We start from the raw sequence: 22,141 nt of genomic DNA, 5'->3' as shown, positions 1-22,141 counted from the left end.
CCAGCGCTCTAGTATATAGTAATTCTATTTGAATCCGAAAATTACAAATGGGGGAATTGCGATGAACAAAAAAGGTTTTGTTTCATTATTGATGGCTTCTGTGATGACGGCCGGTATGCTGGCCGGATGCTCCGGGGGAAATAACAACGCTAAGAATGGCAACACCGAGCCTACCACAGCCCCGGCAGAATCAGCCGCAGCCACGAACCAGACTGAAGGAAGTTTCCCTGATTACTCCAAGGGCTTCGAGAAGAAGGTCTCGCTGGATATTCCGGTCTACGAACGGGCGTATGAGGGCTGGAATGTGTCCGATAACTATTATACCCGCTGGGTACAAGCGGAATTTGGCGACAAGTACAATATCGAAGTCAATTATGTACCGATTACCCGCGCCAAAGAGGTAACAGATTACGAGCAGCTGCTGGCATCGCATAAAGCCCCTGATATCATCTTCCATTACGACATGCCGCAAGCGCTTACTTATTATGGTGAGGATGTTATGCAGCCGCTGGATTATGCTGAAATCGAAAATTACGCACCAACCTATTGGAAAAACATGGGCTCCACTATTGAGCAGTATGGTACAGTGGATGATCAGAAAACCTTCTTCTTCGCTGCCCGCCCTGAAGCCGACAACTTCGTCAACATTATCCGCAAGGACTGGGTTGAAAAGGTTGGCATGAAGGTTGAAGATTTGACTTCCCTGGAGAAATACAACGAGATGCTGGCGAAATGGAAAGAGGCCGGACTCGGTGTGACCGGCGGCAACCTGCTGCAGAACTTCTATAACTTTAACTATGCCTTCCGTGAATGGCCGGTTGACGCGAAATACCGTGCGCTGTATTCCGATCTTAGCGTAGCTGACCTTACCACGGCTGATACAGAGGCTTACTTACGAAACCTGAACTATCAGTATAATAACGGTCTGCTTGATAAGGAATTCTATCTGCGTAACGACGAGCCTAAGGTCAAAGCTGAATTTGTTTCCGGCAAAACAGGGAACTTCGCCTTCTACCTGGCAAACAATACGGATGTCTTTGCTGCTACCCTGCAGAACAACCCGGATGCTGAATTTGCTGTAGTGCCTCCTTATGCAGGTGTTCCGGAAGGCAATAAGCCTCAAGGACGCGCCTACTGGCCGTTCGGCTTCATCATGGGGATTAACTATGAATCTACACCTGAGGAACGTGCTGCAGTCTGGATGTATCTGGAATGGCTCAGCCAGCCGGAGAACCTGTTCAAATTCCAGAACGGTATCGAAGGGGAGAACTATACACTTGATGCAGACGGTATTGCGCTGAAGAATCCAGATTACAAAGGCGAAGCTGTTCTGGCACAGAACAATAACAAAGATTACTGGGGCCTTGTAACTGAAATTGCCCAGTATCCGGATGCAGCCAAAACCCGCACGGCTAATCTACGCAACTGGGCACCGGCCGGCTATGAGACGCTTGCTGATGATCTGGTGAAGTATTACGATGAAGTTGCCGAATTCCGTACACCGGATGCCCTGTTCAACGTTGTACTGGAGAAGGTAAACGAATACAAAGCGGACCTGAATACACTGTTCCAGGAACTGTATGTGAAGGTCGTGCTGGCTCCTGAAGCTGAATTCGATGCTACCTATGAAGCAGCCAAGAAGACTTACCTGGATGCAGGCTACCAGGAAGTTCTGGATGAGAAGCAAGCTGCCATTGATGCAGGTAAGTTCCGCTAATCCTATGTCATAAAATCTCTGTAACACATTCACCCGGCAGGCTATTCCGTAGCAATATGGAAGCTTGCCGGGTGATTTCTGTTATTCGCGTCCGGACAGGAACACTTCTTCTGTTACCTGCACGAGGCAGCGTGCTGCAGTGCTAAGTCCGCCGCTACCCTGGTAGATCAGGCAGGTGGTCCGCTGCGTCTGTTCCAGCTCCTTGATGTGCAGGGAGACGAGTCCCCCGCCGTTCAGCAGCTCCGGGCGGAGATAAGACTTCGGCAGCAGCGCGGCCGCCTTGATGGTCGGCAGCAGCCGGACAATCGCTTCGAAGGAGTCGATCTCCATCCGCACATCGGGATCAACGCCGCAGCGCTGGAACAGATCATCAGTCGTCCGGCGGTACCAGGTGCCCTTGGAGAAGAGAATCATCGGCAGCCGGGAGAGATGCTCCATCGTGAGCCGCGGAGACTGGGCCAGCGGGTGGTGCTCGGCGACGACCAGCCGGAGCTGGTCCTCGAACAGCGGGATGCAGCGCAGCCCCGGCTCCTGAACCTGGGAGGCGATGATGCCGACATCGCATTTGCCCTCGCTGACTGCGGTAACCATCTCATGTGTCTTCCCGGTGATCAGCTTCAGCTCGGCCGCCGGGTATTTCTCCATGTAGGCATTCACCAGCGGAGGCAGTGTGGTTTGCAGTGTGGTCAGGCTGGCCCCCAGCGTGACGAGCTGCGGTTCGCCTTCCTTGAACTTGGACAACGCTTCCAGGAACTTGGAACGCTGCTGCCGCTGCTCCAGCGCGTAGGTATAAGTGAGCCGTCCTACCTCCGTAAGCTCCAGCCGCTTGCCGAAACGGTGAAACAGGGCGACCCCGAGCCGTTCCTCCAGCTTGGATATTTTGCGGGACAGAGCGGGCTGGGACAGGTTAAGCTGGCGGGAGGCCCGGTTCAGGCTGGAATGCTCCACAACTGCAGCAAAAGCGTCTAAATCATCGTACATTACAAGCACTCCTTTGTCCCAATCTGTAAACGGCGGATTGTATTAGATGATTGCTGGTTAAGGATTCCAATGAATTAGTGATAAAAAGCATAGCCGGGAGCCGGGAGATACGTTGATTTATAGGAGTATTCGTCTGAAACTGAAGTGAATTCTCAGTCTAAATGAGAATTATTATCATATTAAAAATATTCTTATGCGTTTATTGTATAACGATTAATAATTAGATTGCAATTCCCTTATAAGCGAAAAAAGAGTAACATGAAAAGTGACACAAGATATTCACATATTGTGAATAATAAAGCAAAGTCCGGGAAAACAATGAAAAGTGGTGCAAATAGACATTTTGCTGCTTACTGCAGCCTGCCGCTGCCCTGTTTCAACTGTACTCCCGGCGGTGTATGCTCTTTAAAAAGATAATTTGAAAACGCTGTTTTAATTGGAAAGGGGACACTTTGCATGAGAGGATTTTATTCCAGAAAGATTCATTCCTTGCTCGGCATTATCCCGCTCGGGGCCTTTTTCCTTGAGCACATGCTGACGAACTTCGCAGCAGTAGAGGGTGGTGCTTCCGGTTTCACAGACAGTGTGCTCTGGCTGAACAGCCTGCCGCTGGTCTTCTTCCTGGAATTGTTCGGCATCTGGCTGCCACTGCTGTACCACGGAGTGTACGGCCTGTACATCGCTTATCAGTCGAAGCCGAACCTGAACCGCTACAATCTGGAAAGAAACTGGCGTTATACGCTGCAGCGCATCAGCGGAATCGTCACCTTCATCTTCATTGTCTGGCATCTGTACGATACCCGTGTCCAGGTGGCGCTTGGCAATGTAGAGCATGAAGAACTGGGCGGTGTCATGCACAATATTGTGACTAATCCGCTGCTGATGACCTTCTATATCATCGGTATTGTAGCAGCCTGCTTCCATTTCTCCAATGGCCTGTGGTCCTTCCTGATCAGCTGGGGTATTACTGTGGGGCCGCGTTCGCAGCGGGTGTCCTCTATCCTCTGTCTCGGTGTGTTCGTACTTGTTACCTTCATGTTCGTACTGTCACTGGTGACTTTCCGTGACGATGAATTTCAAACCGCAGCCACGGCGATGCAGTCGCTCCGCAGCTTTATTTAGGAATATACAGATTTTAATTCAGGAGGGGAACAATCATGGCATCAGCCGATATTATCATCGTGGGCGGCGGTCTGGCCGGCCTGATGGCTACCATTAAGGCCGCCGAATCCGGCGCGCATGTACATCTATTCTCACTGGTCCCTGTCAAAAGATCACATTCGGTCTGCGCGCAAGGCGGCATCAATGGCGCAGTAAATACAAAGGGCGAGGGCGACTCGCCCTGGGAGCATTTTGACGATACCGTCTACGGCGGCGACTTCCTGGCCAACCAGCCCCCGGTCAAAGCCATGTGCGAAGCCGCACCGGGCATTATCCACCTGATGGACCGGATGGGCGTCATGTTCAACCGCACGCCGGAGGGGCTGCTCGACTTCCGCCGGTTCGGCGGGACGAAGCGCCACCGGACAGCGTTCGCCGGAGCGACAACCGGCCAGCAGCTGCTGTATGCGCTGGATGAGCAGGTGCGCCGCTGGGAAGCCGAAGGCCTGGTGACCAAGAGCGAGAACTGGGAATTTCTCTCCGTTATTCTCGATGACGAGCGTGTATGCCGCGGCATCAGCGCCCAGAATCTGAAGACGATGGAGATTCAGACCTTCCCGGCGGATGCGGTCATTCTGGCCAGCGGCGGCCCGGGGATTATTTTCGGCAAAACAACGAACTCGGTCATCAATACTGGAACCGCTGCAAGCGCTGTATATCAGCAGGGTGTGCATTATGCGAACGGGGAATTCATCCAGATCCACCCGACAGCCATCCCGGGCGATGACAAGCTGCGGCTGATGTCGGAATCGGCGCGCGGCGAAGGCGGACGTATCTGGACCTACAAGGACGGCAAGCCGTGGTATTTCCTCGAAGAGAAATATCCTTCCTACGGCAATCTGGTGCCGCGCGATATCGCAACACGTGAGATTTTCAATGTGTGTGTGGATCAGGGACTGGGCATTAACGGCGAGAACATGGTATACCTGGATCTTTCGCATAAGGACCCGAAGGAGCTCGACGTCAAGCTGGGCGGTATTATCGAGATCTACGAGAAGTTCATGGGCGATGATCCCCGCAAAATTCCGATGAAAATCTTCCCCGCTGTGCATTATTCGATGGGCGGCATGTGGGTTGACTATAACCAGATGACGAATATTCCCGGCTTGTTCGCCGCAGGGGAATGTGAATATCAGTACCACGGGGCGAACCGCCTTGGCGCGAACTCGCTGGTATCGGCCATTTATGGCGGTATGGTCTCCGGGCCGAAGGCTGTGGAATATATCAAGGGGCTCAAGAAGTCGGTGCAGGATATCTCCTCCACGGTGTTCGACAGCTTCCACAAGACGCAAGAAGACAAATATGAGTCTCTGCTGGGGATGACAGGCACGGAGAATGCTTACGTAATCCACAAGGAGCTTGGCGAATGGATGACGGCTAACATGACCGTGGTGCGTGAGAACAAGAAGCTTGAAGCGACCATCGGCAAAATCAAAGAGCTGAAGGAACGCTACCGCAACATTAACATGAGCGACACTTCACGCTGGAGCAACCAGGGCGTTGCCTTCACGCGCCAGCTGTGGAATATGCTGGAGCTGTCAGAAGCAATGACCCTCGGAGCGCTGCTGCGCAACGAGAGCCGGGGGGCGCATTACAAGCCGGAGTTCCCGACGCGCAATGATGAGGAATTCCTCAAGACGACCAAAGCCGCCTGGACGCCTGACGGCCCGCAAATCTCATACGACGAAGTCGATGTCTCGCTGATTCCTCCGCGGGTCCGGGATTACTCGAAGGACTGATAGGACGAAGCGGCAGTACAGTAGGGACGCTGAATTGCTGGCATGTCCTGGCGGCGGGGAATCTGCAGTTTAACTGTATTTCATACAGCTATTCCTGCACCGCTGCCGCATGGGAGACGAATAACTGTACTCAGTGCAGTTAGAATCTTCTGGACTGGCTGGAATGAGCCTTTTTATGAAATATAAATGTATAAAGTGCAGTTAAATCGTAAATTAGGCTGGAACCCCTGGTTTTAATTGTACAAAGTGCAGTTAGCGCCGGAATCGAAAGATCATCAATACGTTAAAAGCTTAAAGCGTGTGCTTCCGGAGCGAGTTTGGCGAACTGGATTCGGAGAAGGCTATGCTATCCAAAATTTTAGGAGGTAACTGACATGGCGGAAACTGCAGCAGCTCCCAAAAACGTAAAATTTATCATTACCCGCCAAGACGAGCCGGAAACGAACCCGTATACGGAGGAGTTCGAGCTTGCCTACCGTCCGGGAATGAATGTGATCAGCGCGCTTATGGAAATCCAGCGCAATCCGGTGAACGCGAAGGGTGACAATACGGTTCCGGTGTGCTGGGAATCGAATTGTCTGGAGGAAGTATGCGGCGCCTGTTCCATGGTGATCAACGGCAAGCCCCGGCAGGCCTGCGCAGCGCTGATCGATAACCTGGAGCAGCCGGTGCGCATTGAGCCGATGAAGACCTTCCCGGTAGTCCGTGACCTGGTGATTGACCGCAGCCGGATGTTCAATGCCCTGAAGCGGGTTAAGGCCTGGATTCCGATCGACGGCACTTATGATCTGGGTCCGGGACCCCGGATGCCGGAGAAGAAGCGCCAGTGGGCTTATGAGTTATCCAAGTGCATGACCTGCGGTGTCTGCCTGGAGGCTTGCCCGAATGTCAATGAGAAGACCAATTTCATCGGTCCTGCAGCCATCTCGCAGGTGCGCCTGTTCAACGCCCACCCTACAGGTGAGATGAACTCTGATGAGCGCCTGGAGGCACTGATGGAAGACGGCGGTATCGACGGCTGCGGCAACTCGCAGAACTGCGTGCGCGCCTGCCCGAAGGGAATTCCGCTGACCACCTCCATTGCCGAGATCAACAAGCAGACGACGAAGCATATGTTCAAGCGCTGGCTGGGCGTGTAACGATACAGCTTGCATTTTCGTTACGATTTATATCTGCGGCAGTGTAATCAGCTGCTATCCTTAAACCACAGGCCGTTCAGGAGTATTTCCTGAACGGCCTGTTTGCGCCAGGAGTTCATTTCCTGATCCGGTTGGAACTGGAAAGGGCTATTGCAGCCGGATATGTTTCTTTCAGGGTGGAAAAAGGGTACATTTTTAGACAGTCTTATATTGTGTTGCGCATACAATAGAGCCGTTAAGGTGCGCCGCATTCCAATAAATATAGGTGGATATGTTATAATCTACATAGTGGATGGCAGGATTCAGACAGCGGATAACGGGGAGGAATTACAGTGATTTGTCGTGAACAGGACGGAGCGTTTGTGATGGTGAAGCAGCATGAGCACGGGCTGCTGGCCGGGGAATTTGCGAAGTGGTTCAAGGAGGAGCATACGCCTGCGGAAGACCGCCGGGAGGAGGTGCTGCGGGCGGTGAGCAATCATGACCGGGGCTGGATCGATCTGGATGAGACGCCGTTCTGGAACGATGCGGAAGATGCGCCGTACAGCTTCATCGACTTCCCGGTTGTGCCTAAGCTGACTTTTTATAGACGGGGCATCAACGAGGTTGAAGCGGATACGCCTTATGGGGCGCTGCTGTGCAGCTCTCATTTCGAACGGCTGATCGAGGTATCGGGAGAGGAATGCCCGGAGCTCACCCGGTATCTGCAGGATGAAGCGGAGCGCAGAGCCCGTATCCACCGTGAGCTGGAGCAGAGCCGGCCGCTTGAAGAAGGCGAACTGTATTATGACGCCAGACTGCTGCAGTTCTGTGATGACCTGTCGCTGTTTCTGGCGCTGAGCGAGCCGGGCAGCGCCGAGTCCGAGAAGCATCCCTGGTTCGCAGACGGCTTCTCGGGCAGCGAGGAATTCAGCTTCACATCCGGACGTGCGATTCAGGCAGAGTGGCAGGACAACGCTACGCTGACGCTTACCCCGTTCCCGTTCACGAAAGAGATCGGAGTAAGCTTCAAGCTGCGGCGGGTCAGCCGCAAGGATATAGAGCATAAAGGCATCGCTCTGGCATACAAGGAGACACCGGAGGAAGAATGCCGGATCACCGTAATCAGCGGAGCAGGAGAAGACGATGTGCAGGTGAAGACAGGTACCGGTGAACGCACTGCCGGTTAGGCACAGGGGGCAGGGACGGGTCGCAGCATTTTATCCGTGAGGATAACGGTACCTTCAGGGCAGGACAGGAGTCCGGGGCCGTAGAACAGGAGAGTAAGGCATGGCGTGGTGGATATGGATTTTCAATTTTGCTGTAATCATATTGCTGGCGCTGTGGTTTCTCCGGATTAAGCTGAGCTGGATGGGCAAAGGCGTTCTGCTGGCTCCCATTCTGATCTATGCCCTGATTTCGGTTGAGGATCTGCTGAACCTGATCGATCTGGGCACCATTGTACCCGGCAACCGGGGACTGCGCGGTCTGATTCTGATTTTTGTCCTGGCTTCGGTCCTGTTCTATATTCTGTTTATTTTTCATGAGATCAAGGACTCCAACAGCAAGGAAGTCAGGCTGCAGCAGACACTGGTCCGGATCAGCATCGCGGCGTTTACCTGCATTATTTTTTTTACAGTCGTATATACATCCATATATAAGCTGTTTGGCCAGTCCTCCTTCCAGGGCGAGGGGATAGGCCAGGATCTGCTCAGCCAGCTGATCACCTTCCTGTACTTCAGCGTAGCTACATTTACGACAGTCGGTTACGGGGATGTGGCCCCCATAGATAACACTTCGCGGCTTGTTGTAGTTATGCAGATCTGCTTCAGCTTCATAACCGTTGCCTATGCCCTGTCCATGCTGGGCTTGTTCCGCAAAATTCTCGGACCCGGCACCACTGAAGAGGAGATTGAGGCGGCTATAGAAGTGGACATTGATGACAAAGTGGAAGAAGCTGTAACGGATAAGCATGAGGAGAGAGAGCAGGAAGAATAGGAAGAAAAGGAAGCACCGGATGAACGGGAAGCACCGGATGCCGGAACCCCGCCGAAGCGGCCTGGAAGCAATAAGATGTCTGATGAACCAGCGGATTAGCCTGACGATTAGCCGTATCTCAGGCGCTGATGAATGAACCGGAGGAAATATTGCCAATAAGCGCAGCATGCTCTGTATACGAACATAAGCGGCATTAACCGAATAGATTTCAGGATAGAAAGGAGAATCTCCCTATGAGTACAAAATCGTCCGGGGGCTCTCCCAGGTCTGACCTGCCGGCAGCAGGCACCGGCGGTCATACCCCTCCGCAGAAAGAGGGGGCCGGCGGCCGCAAAATGACCCGCCGCCAGTTCCTCGCCCGGGGGGCGGCAACCGTAGTTGGCGCCGGCCTGCTTACCGGCGGCTATGCCTGGCAGGGCGAGCCGAACTGGCTGGAGATTACGCGGAGGGAGCTGCCGCTGAAGGATCTCCCTTCGGCTTTTGCCGGTACCCGGCTCGTTCATTTCAGCGATGTGCATCTGGGCTTCAACAAGGATGCGCATGATCTGGCCCGGCTGACTAAGCACATCAAGGAGGAGAAGCCGGATCTGATCTGCTTCACCGGGGATATTGTGGACAGCTACGCCGAGGATTTGACAGACTCGGTCGCTATACTGGCAGAGCTTGAAGCTCCGCTGGGCAAGTACGCCATCCTGGGCAACCATGATTACAAGAATACGGAGCTGCTTACCCGCCTGCTGAACGAATCCGGCTTCCGGGTGCTGCGGAACCAGTCCTACCTGATCAATCAGGGCGGCGCCGTGATGGCGGTGGCTGGACTGGACGATATGCTGCATGGCAAGCCGGACCCGGAGGCCGCAATCCAGGGCATCCCGGACGGCACGTTCACGGTGCTGATGATGCATGAGCCGGATTACGCCGATACGGCGGAAGGGTATCCGTTTCACCTGCAGCTCTCGGGGCACAGCCACGGCGGTCAGATCCGTCTGCCGCTGCTGGGTGCGCCGTTCACGCCTTACGGCTCGCAGAAATACATAGACGGCCTGTATTACACAGAGAATAAGGCGATGCCGGTGTATGTGAACAGGGGATTCGGCGAAACCATGATGCCGCTGCGCTTCATGTGCCGGCCGGAGCTTACTGTACTGACTCTGCGCCGGGAGTAAGACGGCAGAGCTTGAGGATGCGGCTTAACGAGAGCAGCAGAAGAGGGTGAAGTTCATGAGCACTTATGAAGCGATTATGGGTATGGCGCTGCAGGGAGCGGCGGTAGAACTGAAAAGTATGGCATCCGCTGACGGTGCAGTGCTGCGGGCGCTGCTCTCCCATCCGGAGGTGCAGCCGCATATTCAGCTGCGCCAGGGCTCATCCTCCCAGCAGGGCGTTCTGGATAAGCTGGTGAACCGGATGCTGCATGGTTATGACCCTTGCGCATTGCATGCAGGCATCTATCTCAAAGGACAGCCGGAGCTGATCGGATCGGTCTCCCTGCAGAACTGGAACCGGCATGAGGGCAAGGCGGTGCTGGGGTATATGCTTAATCCTGCATGGTGGGGGCGCGGTTTCGCCACTGAAGCACTGGGGCTGCTGCTGGCCTACGGGTTCCGCGAACTGGAGCTGCTGAAGGTGGAGGGACGCTGCCGCGGGGACAACCTCAGATCGGAGCAGGTGATGCTCAAGAATGGTCTGACCCTGGAGCGGACACTGCCGATGGCGGACGGCTCGGGCGATGTAATGAAAGTATTCACATTGTTACACAATTGAAATAATGCCGTTATCAAACTCTAACAGTCTCCGGTTAAACTAAGTACATGACCCCCTTTTGAAAATATAACTGCTGTTGGGACCCGATGATTCGGGTCCATTTTTTTGTGGCGTGCCGTATGCCGATTCCGGTTTCACCGCATTCTGCTGGCGGTAGCCGGAGTCATTAGGCTATGATGGATATATCGAAACAGCATTTGGCGAGGAGGACATAACTCTTGAACGAAGTGATTAGACTACTTACGAACCACCGCTCTTTCCGGCAATATACAAGGCAGGCGGTAGAACCAGAGAAGCTGAAGACCATAATTGAGGCAGCCCAGGCCGCACCATCCTGGGTGAACGGCCAGCAGGTATCGGTCATTGCGGTACGCAGCGAAGAACGGAAGCGGCAGCTGTCGGTATTGAGCGGGAACCAGAAGCATGTTGCCGAAGCGCCGGTATTCCTGGTGTTCTGCATGGACTTTCACCGGGCCCGGCTGGCGGCAGAGCTGGAAGACCAGCCGTTTGAAGCGGCAGGAGATGTGGATGCGCTGCTGGTCGGTGCAACCGATGTCGGCATCGCTTTAGCGAATGCGGTGGCTGCTGCGGAGTCGCTGGGACTGGGGATTATCCCGATCGGCGGCGTGCGCCGCCGCACAGCGGAAGTGATTGAGCTGCTGCAGCTGCCCGAATATGTATTCCCGGTGGCCGGCCTGTGTATTGGCTATCCGGGTGAAGAGCTGCCGAAGAAGCCGCGCCTGCCTATGGCGGCTGTGTATCATGAAGAAACATATAACCCTGATCAGAAAGCCCTGATCCAAGAGTACAATGAGACCCACCGCGAGTCACTTAGGGCTCAAGGGCTGACCGAGAGGGATTGGAGCAGTACAATTGCCCGCTTCTATGCCCTGAATCCGCAGTACGGCGACGCCGGGCGGACGCTGAAGCAGCAGGGCTTCACCTGCGATAATCTGAATAAGGAATAACCATAGCAAAAATGCACCGCAGCGGTAACGGCGGACGATGGCAAGCATCGTCAACAGCCGGACCGCATGCGGTGCATTTATTTTGTCCAGCAGAGAATTAAGCCGTCTCCGTTATCCTACAGCTATAGTCCTACTGTAATCTTCTCGCGCCGTTTGTAGTAGACCCAGTGCTTAAATCCGATCTCCTTAAGCCGCGCGGCAACGTTATTGCGCTGATCAGCCACCCGGGAAGGCTTATGGGCATCGGAGCCGAAGCTGACCTCCACGCCGAAATGCAGCGCCCGCTCCAGAATCTCATCCGACGGATACCAGCCGCCGCACAGCTTGGTGCCGCCCGAGGTGTTGATCTCGATGGCCAGCCCGCATTCGCTGATTGCGCTTAAGGCTTCATCAATCTCCCGGGGAGCGGAGATTTCCGAGAACTGGGGATAGTTGCCCTTCATCGCATCAATGTGTCCGAGGATCTGAAACATGCCGCTGCGCGCGGATTCGGCAATCAGCCGGTAATACTCCGCTTTGGCTGCCAGCTTCTGCTTTGGACCCAGACCCTTCCAGCGGCTTTTATTAAAGATGCTGTTGCCGTCCACGCTGTGCACCGAACCGATCACATAGTCAAACGGATAGGCGGCCAGCGTCTTCCGGTACAGCTCCGCATGCTCGGGGAAATAGTCGGACTCAATGCCGAGCAGGACATCAATGCGGCCTTCGTACTCCTTTTGCAGAGCCAGTACTTCCTCTACGTAGTGGACAAGCTCCGATTTGGCCATCGCGATACGCGGAAAAGCCTGCTCGGACGGACTTCCGAAATAGGGCGTGTGATCGGAAATTCCGATTACATCAAGACCCGCGGTTATTCCGGCTTCAATATAATCCCTGATGCTTCCGTCAGCATGACCGCAGCGGAAATGATGGGTATGCAGGTCGAAATTCATAGAGGTAACATCTCCTTAGGCCAAGGTGGCAGAATAGGTTGCAGGTTGCTGATCATTAGTTACTCTGAGCCGATGAACTGGGTTTCGGGCATTCCCTTAAGATCGCTCAGAAACTGCCTCATGGCCGAATTGACGTACTTCCCGGATTTGGTGATGACGCCTACAGGGTGGGTGACCTCAAGCTCAATGATCGGGACGATTTTGAGCGTGCCGCTTCGGACCTCGGCGGTTACAGACTGTTTGGAAATAACGGCTGCCCCGAGATCCAGCTCCACCATCCGTTTCACCTCTTCGCTGCTGGTCAGCTCCATGATGACCTGGGGCTGGATACCGTGTTTGGCGAGTACTTCATCGGCGAATCTCCGGCCGACGGTGTCCGGGGACAGCAGGATGAGCGGTGTTTTGCCAAGTGCCTCAATACCGGCCGATTTGACCTGGGCCAGAGGATGGCGGGGCGAGACGACCAGTTCAAAGGTATCATAATACAGGACGGAAGTTGTCATTCCGGGACTGCGGCCGATCAGATAGCCGATGCCGACATCAACGAGACCGTTCTCGACATGCTGATAGATTTGTGAAGAGGACATGGACGAGATCGAGGTTTTGATATGCGGGAACTGGTCCTGGAAATAGGACAGAATCCGCGGCAGAATCTGAATGGCAATGGAGGTGGTCGTGCCGAGAATAATATGCCCCTGGGGATTCTCTTCAAGATCCGCAAGACGCTGCTTAAGCTCTTCAACGATACCTACAATCTGCTCCGCATGCGTGAGGAATACCTGGCCCCGGTCTGTCAGGGTTACAGGCTGATTCCGGTCCACAAGCTGGGTTTTGAATTCTTCTTCGAGACTTTTGATCTGTGCTGAAACCGCCGGCTGGGTCAAATTGAGTAGTTCTCCCGCCTTGCGGAAGCTCATGGTTTTGGAAATGGTAATCAGTGTTTCAAGCTGGCTGATATTCATGGACTGCCCCCTAATGGCTACCGGATTGGTGCCGCCGTATATTGGTATCGTTGTGGGAAAGTGACTTCTTTCCAGAGGACGTTTGCGCCGTTAACAGCTTGATGGGCCAGGGTCTGCATGCTGCGGATTGTCTGCCAGGAATGAGGGGGAAATACGCAGTGAATGCTGCACCCGGAGGGAAATGCGCCGCAAATCTTACGTTCAGTGTTGGCATTTGATTAAATTATAGGAGATTACACCCGGCAGGGCAATGTCGCCGTCCAAACTATCTTGTGAATTCATTCGACAAGACCATTAATTTTTGATGAATAATGCCGATATATGAAGTATAATAAATCATTATTGCTTAGGACTTTTGGTATATGACTAAAGCCTGGTCGAGGGGGGACAGCACTTTCATGAAAGCAGAAGTAATCAATCCGTTTCTAGAGTCTGCACGAATTGTAATTGAACAGGTGATACAAGTCTCGCCGTCTACCGGTATTCTGGGTATTAAGGACATTGAACTGATCGATAATCATATATGGATTCAAGTGGGAATGACAGGTCAGCTCAGCGGGAATATTATCTTCGGAATCGCCGAGCACGTGGCGCTTAAGATGGTTTCGGCCATGATGGGCGGCTATGTGATTACGGAAATGGACGAGATGGGCCAGAGTGCCATTTCGGAGCTTGGCAACATGATCAGCGGCAATGCCAGTACTATTCTCTCCAATCAAGGGGTTTCGGTAGACATTACACCGCCGAAGTTAATGAAGACAGAGAGCATGTCCGTCCTTCCGCGCAGAGCGCTGAGTATTCCGCTTATGATGGAAGGCATCGGGGAGCTTGATATTCAGGTTATGATCTCTTAGGCGGATATTCGGGAGCTGAACACATTTCATGGCATTACAAGGCAAGGTTGTTGTTATTACAGGAGCTTCGAGCGGTATCGGTGCGCTTACGGCACAGATGATCAGCCAGCGTGGGGCCGTTCCCATTCTGCTGGCCCGTTCGGAAGACAAGCTGAAAGAAACCGCGGCCGGGATACCGGGCGTTTTTGGACTGTTCGTCTGTGATGTGACCGATGAGGCGGCAGTGGAGCGTACCTTCGCGGAGATTCTTGAACAGTACGGCAGAATCGACATTCTTCTCAATAATGCCGGTTATGGCAAATTTGCGGCTTTTACGGAAATGGAGTCCGGCGAATTCGATGCCATGATGGACGTGAACTATATGGGGATTGTCCGCTGCACCAAGGCGGTAGTGCCTCATATGCTGGAGCGCGGCAGCGGTCAGATCGTGAATGTGGCCTCTATGGCCGGCAAAATCGGCACAGCCCGCGCAGTTGCCTATACGGCTACGAAACATGCTGTTCTCGGCTTCACCAATGCGCTCCGCCAGGAGCTCCGCAAGAGCGGAATTATTGTCTCGGCCGTGAACCCCGGACCCATCGCCACCGAATTCTTCAAGACCGCCGATCCTTCAGGCAATTATGAGAAAAGCGTGAGCCGGATCATGATGACTCCGCAGCATGTGTCTGCGAAGATCGTGAAGCTGATGGACAAAGGCATGGAAGAAGTGGATCTGCCCGGTCTGGCAGCCTTCGGGATTCGTCTATACGGCTTGTTTCCGCGGCTGGCGGATAAGCTGACCTATAACGCAATGAACAGAAAATGATTGCTCAGCTATGAAGCAAACGGCTTGTCCCCTTTTGCATGCAGGATGGAATTACATATATAAAATATGGCGTAGATTGGAACTTATGGCCTTCCATTTGGTGGAGAGGCCTTTTTGGCATATAATGAACATATTATCTTAAGCGAAAAGGATGAATTACTATTATGAATAAAGCTTCTTTTGCAGCTATCGGCATTCAGGAAGACCTCGTTGCCCGATTGTCTGAATTCGGCATCACCGAACCATCCCCTGTACAGGAGCAGACGATCCCGCTTCTGCTGGAAGGAAGAGATGTTCTGGCCGCATCCCAGACAGGGACAGGCAAAACTCTGGCCTACCTGCTGCCGCTGCTGCAAGGGATCAATCCGGACCAGAAATCGGTGCAGAAGCTGGTGCTGGCACCAACCCAGGAGCTGGCGATGCAGATTCTCCGCGAAGCAGAGCGCTACGGAGCCCACCGGGGCATCCGGGCGATGGGGCTGATCGGCGGGGCGGCGATCAAACGCCAGATTGACAAGCTGCGCGAGCATCCCCAGCTGGTTGTAGGTACACCGGGACGCGTGCGGGAGCTGATCGGGCTGCGCAAGCTGAAGATGCATGAGGTGACGACGATTATTCTCGATGAGGCGGACCAGATGTTCCAGCTCAGCGGCGCGGGCGAAGTGACGAAGATCGTCAGCAGCGCGCTGCGCACACGCCAGTTGGTTATGCTGTCCGCGACCATCGGACCGGAAACCAAGCTCTTGGCCAACAAGGAAATGAAGAACATCGCAGAGGTGGGCATTGATCCCGGGATGATGACGGCCCAGAGTCTTGAACATCACTACGTGGTATCCGAGGAGCGGAACAAGGTGGATATGCTGCGCCGGGTGATCCGCCACTACAAGCCCGAGCGGGCGATTGTGTTCGTAAATGCCACCGACGATATTGCTGAGGTGACCGCGAAGCTGAATCATCTGGGCCTACCTGCCGCAGCGCTGTACGGCGATGCCGACAAGGTTACGCGCGCAAACGTGCTGGCCCGCTTCCGTGACGGCAAGCTCAAGGTGCTGGTCGCCAGCGACGTGGCGGCCAGAGGCCTGGACATTGAGAATCTGACACTGGTCGTCAGCTTCGATCCGGCCTTTGATTCCGAGCACTATGTCCACCGTGCCGGACGCACGGGGCGCATGGGCAAACGCGGCTTGTCCGTAACGATTGTTACGGAGCAGCAGACGTTCATCATGCGCAAATTCGCCCGCGAGCTGGATATCCAGCTGGACGAGCGGGAGATGGCCTTTGGCAAGGCGCTGACGGAGGGCGAGCGCAGTGAATTCCGCGGCGGCGGCGCAGGTGCAGCCCGCCGCGAAGGCACTGCCCCGCGCGGCGGCGAAGCCGGGCCGCGCACCGGCAAGCCGCAGGTGCGGACCTCGGCGGCTGGAACAGCCGGAGGGACGGGCGGCGAAGCTCCGGCAGGGCAGCCGGGCGCAGCTGGTGCTGGGGCTGGTACGGTGCGGCGTGAGCAGCACCGGCCGGGGATTGCCGCGAGCACGCGCAGCGCGGCATCACCCGCAGGCAAGGCACGCAGCAATGCGGAGCGGGACAAGAACCGCAAGAACAAGGGAGCCCCGAAGTGGCTCAAGAACAAAACCCCGAGAGGTGACGGCCAATGAACACAGCTCCCGTATTGCAAATTACGGGCTTAAGCGGAGGATACAGCCTGAACAAGCCGGTGCTGCATGATATCGGCCTGCAGGTTCAGCCCGGTGAAATGGTCGGGCTTATCGGTTTGAACGGCGCAGGCAAAAGTACAACCATGAAGCATATTCTAGGACTCATGTCTCCGCATAAAGGTGAGATTACCGTGCAGGGCAAGACGCGCAGCAGCGATCCCGAGAGCTACCACAGCGCGCTTTCCTTCGTTCCGGAGTCCCCCCTCCTCTATGAGGAGATGACCGTCCGCGAGCATGTTGAATTTACGGCCAGAGCTTACGGGGTGGAGCGCAGCGATTATGAATCGCGCACCAGCCAGCTGGCCGCACTCTTTAATATGGAGGACAAGATGGATACGCTGTCGTCCCATCTGTCCAAAGGCATGAAGCAGAAGGTGATGATTATGTGTGCGTTCGTAGCACGCCCGGCACTGTATGTGATTGACGAGCCGTTCCTCGGCCTCGATCCGCTCGGCATCCGCTCGCTGCTGGATTTCATGCTGGACCTGAAGAAATCCGGGGCGTCCATTCTGCTGAGCTCGCATATCCTTTCCACCATCGAGAATTACTGCGACCGGTTCATTGTGCTGCACCGTGGAATGGTAATTGCGGAGGGAACACTCGCCGAGATGACCGCGAAGGCCGGGCTGCAGGGCTTGAACTTGGAGCAGCTGTTCTACGAACTGGTTCAGGGAGGGAAATGATATGGATTTGAAGGAGCTGCGCCGGCAGCGGCGCAGCCGGTTTACAGGAAGCCTGATCCCCTATATGGGGTATATCATCCAGAGCGGGGTAGCAATGGTGTTCCTGCTGGTGCTAATCATCTTCTCCGCCTGGTACACTTCCCTGCTGCGCGATATCCCGGCAGGTATTCCCATCCGTTGGATTATGCTCGTCCTGCTGGTGCCGGCGGCGGTGCACAGCAGCTTCCGGACCTATCTGCAGACTCCGGATACGATCTTCCTGCTGCCGCAGGGCCACCGGATGAAGGAGTACTTCGCCCCTTCCTGGGTCAGCGGGAATGTGTGGAAGATCCTGCGGCTGGCTTTTGTCCTCATTACCTTATGGCCGCTGTACATACGCACGGATGAATCCCATCAGGGGCTGCTGGCCACGCTGCTGGTCCTGATCCTGGTGAAGCTGCTCGCCAGCTTCGGGTTATGGCGGGAGACCGCTATGCTCTCCCGGCCGGCTGCCATAGGCTACAACCTGCTGCGCTGGGCAGTGGGCACCCTGATGGTTGCGGCCTGGGTATGGCAGCCGCCGGTCCGTGCGCTGATCTTCATCGTAATTCTGGCCGCAGCCTACGCGGCAGCGCTGGCCGTACCCGGCCGGCATTCTGTTCCGTGGGAACGCCTGATTACGATGGAGAAGAATCAGGGGACCCGGGCGCTTATGGTCCTCGGCTGGTTCGTTGATGTCCCTGGACGTGAGCAGCGGGTCTATGCCCGGCGCTACCTGTCCCGGTGGGGCGGCGGCATAACCTGGCAGCGGAATTCCGCCTACCGCTTTCTCCTGACCAAAAGCTTCGCCAGAGGCGATATCTTCGGAATCGTTCTGCGGATTGCCGTATTGGACCTGTTCCTGGTCTGGATGAATCAGGACAGCTACACCGGCAGCGGCATTTATATCTTCTTCCTCTTCCTGATGGGGATTCAGCTGACGGCGCTGCGCAAGCTGCACAGCGAGTCGTTCTGGCTGACCGTGTATCCGCTGCCGGAAGGCAGCAAGAGCAAGGGAACCATCCAGTTTGTATTCCGGGCGCATCTGGTGCTGGCTCTGCTGACCGGACTGCCTCTTCTGCTTCAGGCGGGAGCGCGTCCGCTGCCGGTTCTGGGAACATTGGCGTGCGGAGCGCTGCTGGCCTATCTGTTCAAGGCCTACTCCACCCGCAAGGAAGCCCGGACGGATGAGGATGACTTGTAGAACAGACTCTTTTAGCAACAAAAATGTGCACATGAAAAATGACCTCATACTCTGCTGACGCGGAGCGTGAGGCCATTTTTATATAGAGGGAGTTGCCCTCTTAATTACAAAATATAAGAATTTATATGTTTCACACGATAACTTATCCTTCTATTTCTCGCTGAAACAACACCGTCCCTTAAAAGGACGGCAAAGCCGTTTCTACTTGGGTGGAACAGGGAATGCTGCAACACGGGGAGCGGAGAGAGCGCTGGGCTCCCTCCAGGGACTTATTCCCGGTTAGACAAAGAGTGAACGGCTGATGATAACCAGCAGGATAAAGAGAACCAGAATTGCGCCTGTGCTTGTGAATGCACCGTGTCCGTATCCGTATCCGCCTCTAACTTCTTCGCTCATGTTCATTCCCCTTTCGCGTTTGAGTTGTTGTACTTGAGTACATCGTATTGTATGTGCGGAGGGAAGAACGTGTATAGGCCAATGCCATAGGGCAGGGCAAAAAAAGTCAGCCCCGGAAATCCGGAGCTGACTTACGTGTGCAGAGGCTGGGAATCAGGCTTTCTCCAAATCGCGGATGCCTGCATAGACCAGATCGAACAGATCCTCAAGCTGATCCTCTTCGATGCAGGAGAAGGCAATGCGCAGATCTGTTTCGCCAAGGGCGATGGTGCCCAGCCCGTAATTGTGGATCAGATGGAGCCGTAAGGCTTCAGCCGGCACGGTGAGCAGCTTCAGGCACATGAAGTACCCGGAGTTGAACGGATAATAAGTCCATACATCATCGCCGTATTTGCCGCTGTCCAGCAGCGCCTTCACTTTGTTGGCCCGGCCTTTCATGATCTGGAACTTCTCTTCCTTCTGGGCGGCGAATTCCGGCGCCTTCAGCGCATCCAGTACAAAGGTCTGGGACGGATGCGCTCCGCTGGAGATGGTGGCCCGGATAATACCGAGTGTTTTTTGCTCCAGGGCAGCCAGCAGCTCTTTGTTCTCGGAAGCATAGGTAATGAAGCCGACGCGGAAGCCCCAGACAAATTCTTCTTTAGTAGCTCCGTCGATCTTAATTGCCAAGACACGGGGATGCAGATTCGCGAGCTTGCCAAACAGCGATTCCTTCAGTGAATCCTCGAAAAAGAGTCCGAAATAAGCATCATCGCTGACGACTACGACATTAACGCCTTCTTCAGCGGCACGCAGGATTGCGGCAACGATGGCTTCGCCTTCTTTAATGCCTGGTGTATACCCTGTCGGGTTATTAGGGAAATTGAGCAGGACGATGGCTTTGCCGCGGTCCTTCTGGGCCAGCAGCGCATCCAGCAGTCCTTCGCTGTTGAAGCTCATATCTTCGGTGAACAGCGGATAGTTAACGGTTTCGGTCAGACGGCGGATGCCGAAGGTCAGCTCGTAGTTCTCCCAGTTTTTGTCCGGATAGATGACGGCATCCCCTTGTTCTGCGAACAAGTCGGCAACTATGCTAAGCCCGTGTGTCAGGGCGTTCGTAACGACAGGATTGCTGAAGGATTTGCCTTCAAGCGACGGATTCTCACGCAGCATCTTCTCCCGCCATACCGTACGCAGCTCCGGCTTGCCTGCAGGAGGCGCGTAGCCGTACAGGTCTTTGGGGCTGTAGGCGGAGAGTTTATCCTGGATCACACCAAGGTGCATCGGCATTCCGTTCTCGGTAGCAATACCGATGGTAGCATTATACTTCTTGGCATGAGCCGTCGCTTCTGCAGACTGGCTCAGGATTCCCTCTTTGGGGAAATAGATTGCTTTGCCGAGATTAGAGAGCATATCGTACACATGTTCATTGCCTGCCTTGATGCTGTCATTCAATTGTCCAGCCAGTGGATTCATCAGTTTCATCCTTCCGGTATTCTTCTGGGATATATACGCTAACATTGCCTAACATTATATCACCGTGAATTGCCGCCGTCACTGAGGAATGCCGCGTTTTCACAAATACTTTTGGAATAAGCCGGGCGGCTCCTCCCAGATCTGGACTTCGACGTAACGCTCAGGGCCAGAGTCTCCTGCTGCGTTCCATTTCTGCGGCAGACCGTATTCGCGGACCACCTCAAGGATCTCTTTCAGTGTGTAGACCTGCCCGCGGTAAGGTTTGCCGTCCGCATAGCGCATGGTGGGAAATAAATCGCCGTAGGTGAAGCTGATCCGCTCAGGGTTGAAGGCCGCAACCGGGATATTCAGCTCCATCCCCTGTGGATACCACTGCTGCAGCCAGGGGCATCGCCCCAAAGTCATGTAATGCGGATGCCGGCGGACCGGCTTGCCTCCTTTGGCGATAAATTGCTCTCTCGCCCTCTGTTCAAGGCTGCGGCGGATCTGCAGATAATCTGCGGAACGCTGGCTGGCAAAGCCCTTACTCTGCTCCCGGATATCCTGCAGCACCGTCTCCGCTGTTTCAGGCGAAAGGTCAGACAGATTCCGGAAGGGGCCGGTGGATTCATCATAATAGTGAAAGAGATAGTGGTAGTCCATATACTTCCCGCCGATCTATAGTAGGATGATTCCTATATTTTAACAGATAGAGGGTTGATAGGAACAGTCCTGCGGGTAGGGGAAGATGTACAAAAGGGAACCGGACAAGGTATTATGAAAAGTAAGCTTACGCATTCGAAGCGGGTGTTACTGCCCGTTATTTCGAAGGAATACAGGGAAGGCATGCCCACAAAACTTTAGGAGGGACCAATATGCTGCATGCATCGCCATCCTCTTTTGTAATCCTCCCGGCCCTGGCGAAGATCGTCTGTGAACCGGGCTGGAAGTGGCAAAAAAGAGAGAAGCCGCTGCAAAATTATGATTTGTTCTATGTCTGGAGCGGGGAAGGAACCGTTGTGCGCAGCGGGGTGCCCTATCAGGTGGGGAAGGGAAGCTGCTTCCTGTTCCGCCCGGGAGATCACACCAGTGCTACACATAATCCGCAGAAACCGCTTGTGCTTACATATATTCATTTCGATGTCGCTGAAGAGGTGACGGAGATCCCTGCGCCTTATCACGAACTGACGGAGACCGTGGAGTTCGAGCATCTGCTGGCCCGTTACGTCCGCCTGTTCCTGGTGCAGACCTACGCTGCAGAGGAAGAAGGCCGCCTGATCCTGAAGCAGCTGATGATTCATCTGCTGCGGCAGGACCAGGTCGTGCCAATTGAGCGCCATGTCAGCAACCAGCTGGCTGAGGTGATCCACGAGGTGGCTAACTATGTCAGCCAGCATCCAGGGGCTGCGCACCGGGTGGAGGATCTGGCCGCACGGGCAGGGCTGTCGCCGCGTTACTTCTCGATCAAGTTCAAAGAGATCACCGGCTCCTCGGTTCAGTCCTATGTGATCCGCACCCGGATTGAACGGGCCCAGCATCTCTTGCTGTACGCCGGTATGAATGTGACTGAGGTGGCGGATGCGCTGGGCTACCGCGATATCTTCTTCTTCAGCCGCCAGTTCAAGCAGCACACCGGCAAAAGCCCATCGGAAATACGCTGACAACCAGCGCTCCCGAATATGGCTGGATGGCCCG

Annotated in this window: 21 protein-coding genes; 15 read left to right on the top strand and 6 right to left on the bottom strand. The window is 54.6% G+C overall.

Features of this window, described 5'->3' with window-relative positions; all coding sequences use genetic code 11:
- The first annotated feature begins 61 nt into the window (after nt 1-61).
- Nucleotides 62-1,717, top strand: a complete 1,656-nt coding sequence (locus P40081_RS30125; RefSeq protein ID WP_042139788.1) for a type 2 periplasmic-binding domain-containing protein — start codon at nt 62-64, stop codon at nt 1,715-1,717.
- An 81-nt stretch (nt 1,718-1,798) separates the two neighbouring features.
- Here the strand turns inward: P40081_RS30125 and P40081_RS30120 are convergent, their stop codons facing one another.
- On the bottom strand, nt 1,799-2,698 hold the full coding sequence (locus P40081_RS30120; protein WP_039306940.1) for a LysR family transcriptional regulator: 900 nt from the start codon (nt 2,696-2,698) through the stop codon (nt 1,799-1,801).
- A 456-nt stretch (nt 2,699-3,154) separates the two neighbouring features.
- Between P40081_RS30120 and P40081_RS30115 the strand changes: the two genes are divergently transcribed.
- The 8 genes from P40081_RS30115 (at nt 3,155) to P40081_RS30080 (ending at nt 11,446) form a co-directional block, all read left to right on the top strand.
- The gene (locus P40081_RS30115) at nt 3,155-3,820 is read left to right on the top strand and encodes a succinate dehydrogenase cytochrome b558 subunit (RefSeq protein WP_042139787.1); all 666 of its coding nucleotides are present in this window, start codon (nt 3,155-3,157) and stop codon (nt 3,818-3,820) included.
- Between the two features lie 35 nt (nt 3,821-3,855).
- Nucleotides 3,856-5,598 carry a succinate dehydrogenase flavoprotein subunit gene (gene sdhA / locus P40081_RS30110; protein ID WP_042139786.1) on the top strand — a complete coding sequence of 581 codons (1,743 nt, stop codon included), beginning with the start codon at nt 3,856-3,858 and terminating at the stop codon, nt 5,596-5,598.
- A 374-nt stretch (nt 5,599-5,972) separates the two neighbouring features.
- A complete protein-coding gene (gene sdhB / locus P40081_RS30105) occupies nt 5,973-6,737 on the top strand; it encodes a succinate dehydrogenase iron-sulfur subunit (RefSeq protein ID WP_042139785.1) in 765 nt (254 codons plus the stop codon).
- A 332-nt stretch (nt 6,738-7,069) separates the two neighbouring features.
- Nucleotides 7,070-7,906: a DUF3891 family protein gene (locus P40081_RS30100; RefSeq protein ID WP_156118731.1), complete on the top strand. Its 837-nt coding sequence runs from the start codon at nt 7,070-7,072 to the stop codon at nt 7,904-7,906.
- A gap of 100 nt (nt 7,907-8,006) precedes the next feature.
- On the top strand, nt 8,007-8,714 hold the full coding sequence (locus tag P40081_RS30095) for an ion channel (protein WP_052422084.1): 708 nt from the start codon (nt 8,007-8,009) through the stop codon (nt 8,712-8,714).
- Between the two features lie 233 nt (nt 8,715-8,947).
- Nucleotides 8,948-9,880, top strand: a complete 933-nt coding sequence (locus tag P40081_RS30090) for a metallophosphoesterase (protein WP_052422083.1) — start codon at nt 8,948-8,950, stop codon at nt 9,878-9,880.
- Nucleotides 9,881-9,935: 55 nt separating this feature from the next.
- Nucleotides 9,936-10,478, top strand: a complete 543-nt coding sequence (locus P40081_RS36800; RefSeq protein WP_052422082.1) for a GNAT family N-acetyltransferase — start codon at nt 9,936-9,938, stop codon at nt 10,476-10,478.
- Nucleotides 10,479-10,696: 218 nt separating this feature from the next.
- Complete coding sequence (locus P40081_RS30080) at nt 10,697-11,446, top strand: NADPH-dependent oxidoreductase (protein ID WP_042139784.1); 750 nt, start codon at nt 10,697-10,699, stop codon at nt 11,444-11,446.
- Nucleotides 11,447-11,568: 122 nt separating this feature from the next.
- Here P40081_RS30080 and P40081_RS30075 read toward each other — a convergent pair whose 3' ends face one another.
- Both P40081_RS30075 and P40081_RS30070 read right to left on the bottom strand, forming a co-directional pair.
- Nucleotides 11,569-12,378, bottom strand: a complete 810-nt coding sequence (locus P40081_RS30075) for a histidinol-phosphatase (protein WP_042139783.1) — start codon at nt 12,376-12,378, stop codon at nt 11,569-11,571.
- Nucleotides 12,379-12,437: 59 nt separating this feature from the next.
- On the bottom strand, nt 12,438-13,340 hold the full coding sequence (locus tag P40081_RS30070; RefSeq protein ID WP_042139782.1) for a LysR family transcriptional regulator: 903 nt from the start codon (nt 13,338-13,340) through the stop codon (nt 12,438-12,440).
- Between the two features lie 398 nt (nt 13,341-13,738).
- Between P40081_RS30070 and P40081_RS30065 the strand changes: the two genes are divergently transcribed.
- The 5 genes from P40081_RS30065 (at nt 13,739) to P40081_RS30045 (ending at nt 18,616) form a co-directional block, all read left to right on the top strand.
- On the top strand, nt 13,739-14,194 hold the full coding sequence (locus P40081_RS30065) for a chemotaxis protein CheX (RefSeq protein WP_042139781.1): 456 nt from the start codon (nt 13,739-13,741) through the stop codon (nt 14,192-14,194).
- Nucleotides 14,195-14,222: 28 nt separating this feature from the next.
- Complete coding sequence (locus tag P40081_RS30060) at nt 14,223-14,999, top strand: SDR family NAD(P)-dependent oxidoreductase (protein WP_042139779.1); 777 nt, start codon at nt 14,223-14,225, stop codon at nt 14,997-14,999.
- A 164-nt stretch (nt 15,000-15,163) separates the two neighbouring features.
- Nucleotides 15,164-16,651: a DEAD/DEAH box helicase gene (locus P40081_RS30055; RefSeq protein ID WP_042139778.1), complete on the top strand. Its 1,488-nt coding sequence runs from the start codon at nt 15,164-15,166 to the stop codon at nt 16,649-16,651.
- On the top strand, nt 16,648-17,394 hold the full coding sequence (locus P40081_RS30050) for an ABC transporter ATP-binding protein (RefSeq protein WP_042139777.1): 747 nt from the start codon (nt 16,648-16,650) through the stop codon (nt 17,392-17,394). Before P40081_RS30055 ends, P40081_RS30050 begins: the two co-directional genes overlap by 4 nt.
- 1 nt (nt 17,395) lies before the next feature.
- Nucleotides 17,396-18,616 carry an ABC transporter permease gene (locus P40081_RS30045; protein WP_042139776.1) on the top strand — a complete coding sequence of 407 codons (1,221 nt, stop codon included), beginning with the start codon at nt 17,396-17,398 and terminating at the stop codon, nt 18,614-18,616.
- Nucleotides 18,617-18,895: 279 nt separating this feature from the next.
- On the opposite strand, the gene P40081_RS39580 is transcribed toward P40081_RS30045, so the two are convergent.
- The 3 genes from P40081_RS39580 to P40081_RS30035 form a co-directional block, all read right to left on the bottom strand.
- A complete protein-coding gene (locus P40081_RS39580; RefSeq protein ID WP_209994562.1) occupies nt 18,896-19,012 on the bottom strand; it encodes a YjcZ family sporulation protein in 117 nt (38 codons plus the stop codon).
- Nucleotides 19,013-19,165: 153 nt separating this feature from the next.
- Nucleotides 19,166-20,467, bottom strand: coding sequence for an aminotransferase class I/II-fold pyridoxal phosphate-dependent enzyme (locus P40081_RS30040; protein ID WP_042141612.1), 1,302 nt, complete (start codon nt 20,465-20,467; stop codon nt 19,166-19,168).
- 99 nt (nt 20,468-20,566) lie between these two features.
- Entirely contained in the window at nt 20,567-21,109 is a 543-nt protein-coding gene (locus P40081_RS30035) for a hypothetical protein (RefSeq protein WP_042139775.1), read from the bottom strand.
- A 212-nt stretch (nt 21,110-21,321) separates the two neighbouring features.
- Between P40081_RS30035 and P40081_RS30030 the strand changes: the two genes are divergently transcribed.
- Complete coding sequence (locus tag P40081_RS30030) at nt 21,322-22,107, top strand: helix-turn-helix domain-containing protein (protein ID WP_039306903.1); 786 nt, start codon at nt 21,322-21,324, stop codon at nt 22,105-22,107.
- Nucleotides 22,108-22,141: the final 34 nt, after the last annotated feature.

This window comes from Paenibacillus sp. FSL P4-0081, assembly GCF_000758565.1.
In the GTDB taxonomy this organism is placed as follows: domain Bacteria; phylum Bacillota; class Bacilli; order Paenibacillales; family Paenibacillaceae; genus Paenibacillus_AQ; species Paenibacillus_AQ phytohabitans.
This window is presented reverse-complemented; position numbering and strand designations above follow the sequence as displayed.

Bases quoted from the DNA above. Each gene is read 5' to 3' on its own strand.
- P40081_RS30125 (WP_042139788.1), top strand. From the start codon at position 62: ATGAACAAAAAAGGTTTTGTTTCATTATTGATGGCTTCTGTGATGACG.
- P40081_RS30120 (WP_039306940.1), bottom strand. From the start codon at position 2,698: ATGTACGATGATTTAGACGCTTTTGCTGCAGTTGTGGAGCATTCCAGC.
- P40081_RS30115 (WP_042139787.1), top strand. From the start codon at position 3,155: ATGAGAGGATTTTATTCCAGAAAGATTCATTCCTTGCTCGGCATTATC.
- sdhA (WP_042139786.1), top strand. From the start codon at position 3,856: ATGGCATCAGCCGATATTATCATCGTGGGCGGCGGTCTGGCCGGCCTG.
- sdhB (WP_042139785.1), top strand. From the start codon at position 5,973: ATGGCGGAAACTGCAGCAGCTCCCAAAAACGTAAAATTTATCATTACC.
- P40081_RS30095 (WP_052422084.1), top strand. From the start codon at position 8,007: ATGGCGTGGTGGATATGGATTTTCAATTTTGCTGTAATCATATTGCTG.
- P40081_RS30090 (WP_052422083.1), top strand. From the start codon at position 8,948: ATGAGTACAAAATCGTCCGGGGGCTCTCCCAGGTCTGACCTGCCGGCA.
- P40081_RS36800 (WP_052422082.1), top strand. From the start codon at position 9,936: ATGAGCACTTATGAAGCGATTATGGGTATGGCGCTGCAGGGAGCGGCG.
- P40081_RS30075 (WP_042139783.1), bottom strand. From the start codon at position 12,378: ATGAATTTCGACCTGCATACCCATCATTTCCGCTGCGGTCATGCTGAC.
- P40081_RS30070 (WP_042139782.1), bottom strand. From the start codon at position 13,340: ATGAATATCAGCCAGCTTGAAACACTGATTACCATTTCCAAAACCATG.
- P40081_RS30065 (WP_042139781.1), top strand. From the start codon at position 13,739: ATGAAAGCAGAAGTAATCAATCCGTTTCTAGAGTCTGCACGAATTGTA.
- P40081_RS30060 (WP_042139779.1), top strand. From the start codon at position 14,223: ATGGCATTACAAGGCAAGGTTGTTGTTATTACAGGAGCTTCGAGCGGT.
- P40081_RS30055 (WP_042139778.1), top strand. From the start codon at position 15,164: ATGAATAAAGCTTCTTTTGCAGCTATCGGCATTCAGGAAGACCTCGTT.
- P40081_RS30050 (WP_042139777.1), top strand. From the start codon at position 16,648: ATGAACACAGCTCCCGTATTGCAAATTACGGGCTTAAGCGGAGGATAC.
- P40081_RS30045 (WP_042139776.1), top strand. From the start codon at position 17,396: ATGGATTTGAAGGAGCTGCGCCGGCAGCGGCGCAGCCGGTTTACAGGA.
- P40081_RS39580 (WP_209994562.1), bottom strand. From the start codon at position 19,012: ATGAGCGAAGAAGTTAGAGGCGGATACGGATACGGACACGGTGCATTC.
- P40081_RS30040 (WP_042141612.1), bottom strand. From the start codon at position 20,467: ATGAATCCACTGGCTGGACAATTGAATGACAGCATCAAGGCAGGCAAT.
- P40081_RS30035 (WP_042139775.1), bottom strand. From the start codon at position 21,109: ATGGACTACCACTATCTCTTTCACTATTATGATGAATCCACCGGCCCC.
- P40081_RS30030 (WP_039306903.1), top strand. From the start codon at position 21,322: ATGCTGCATGCATCGCCATCCTCTTTTGTAATCCTCCCGGCCCTGGCG.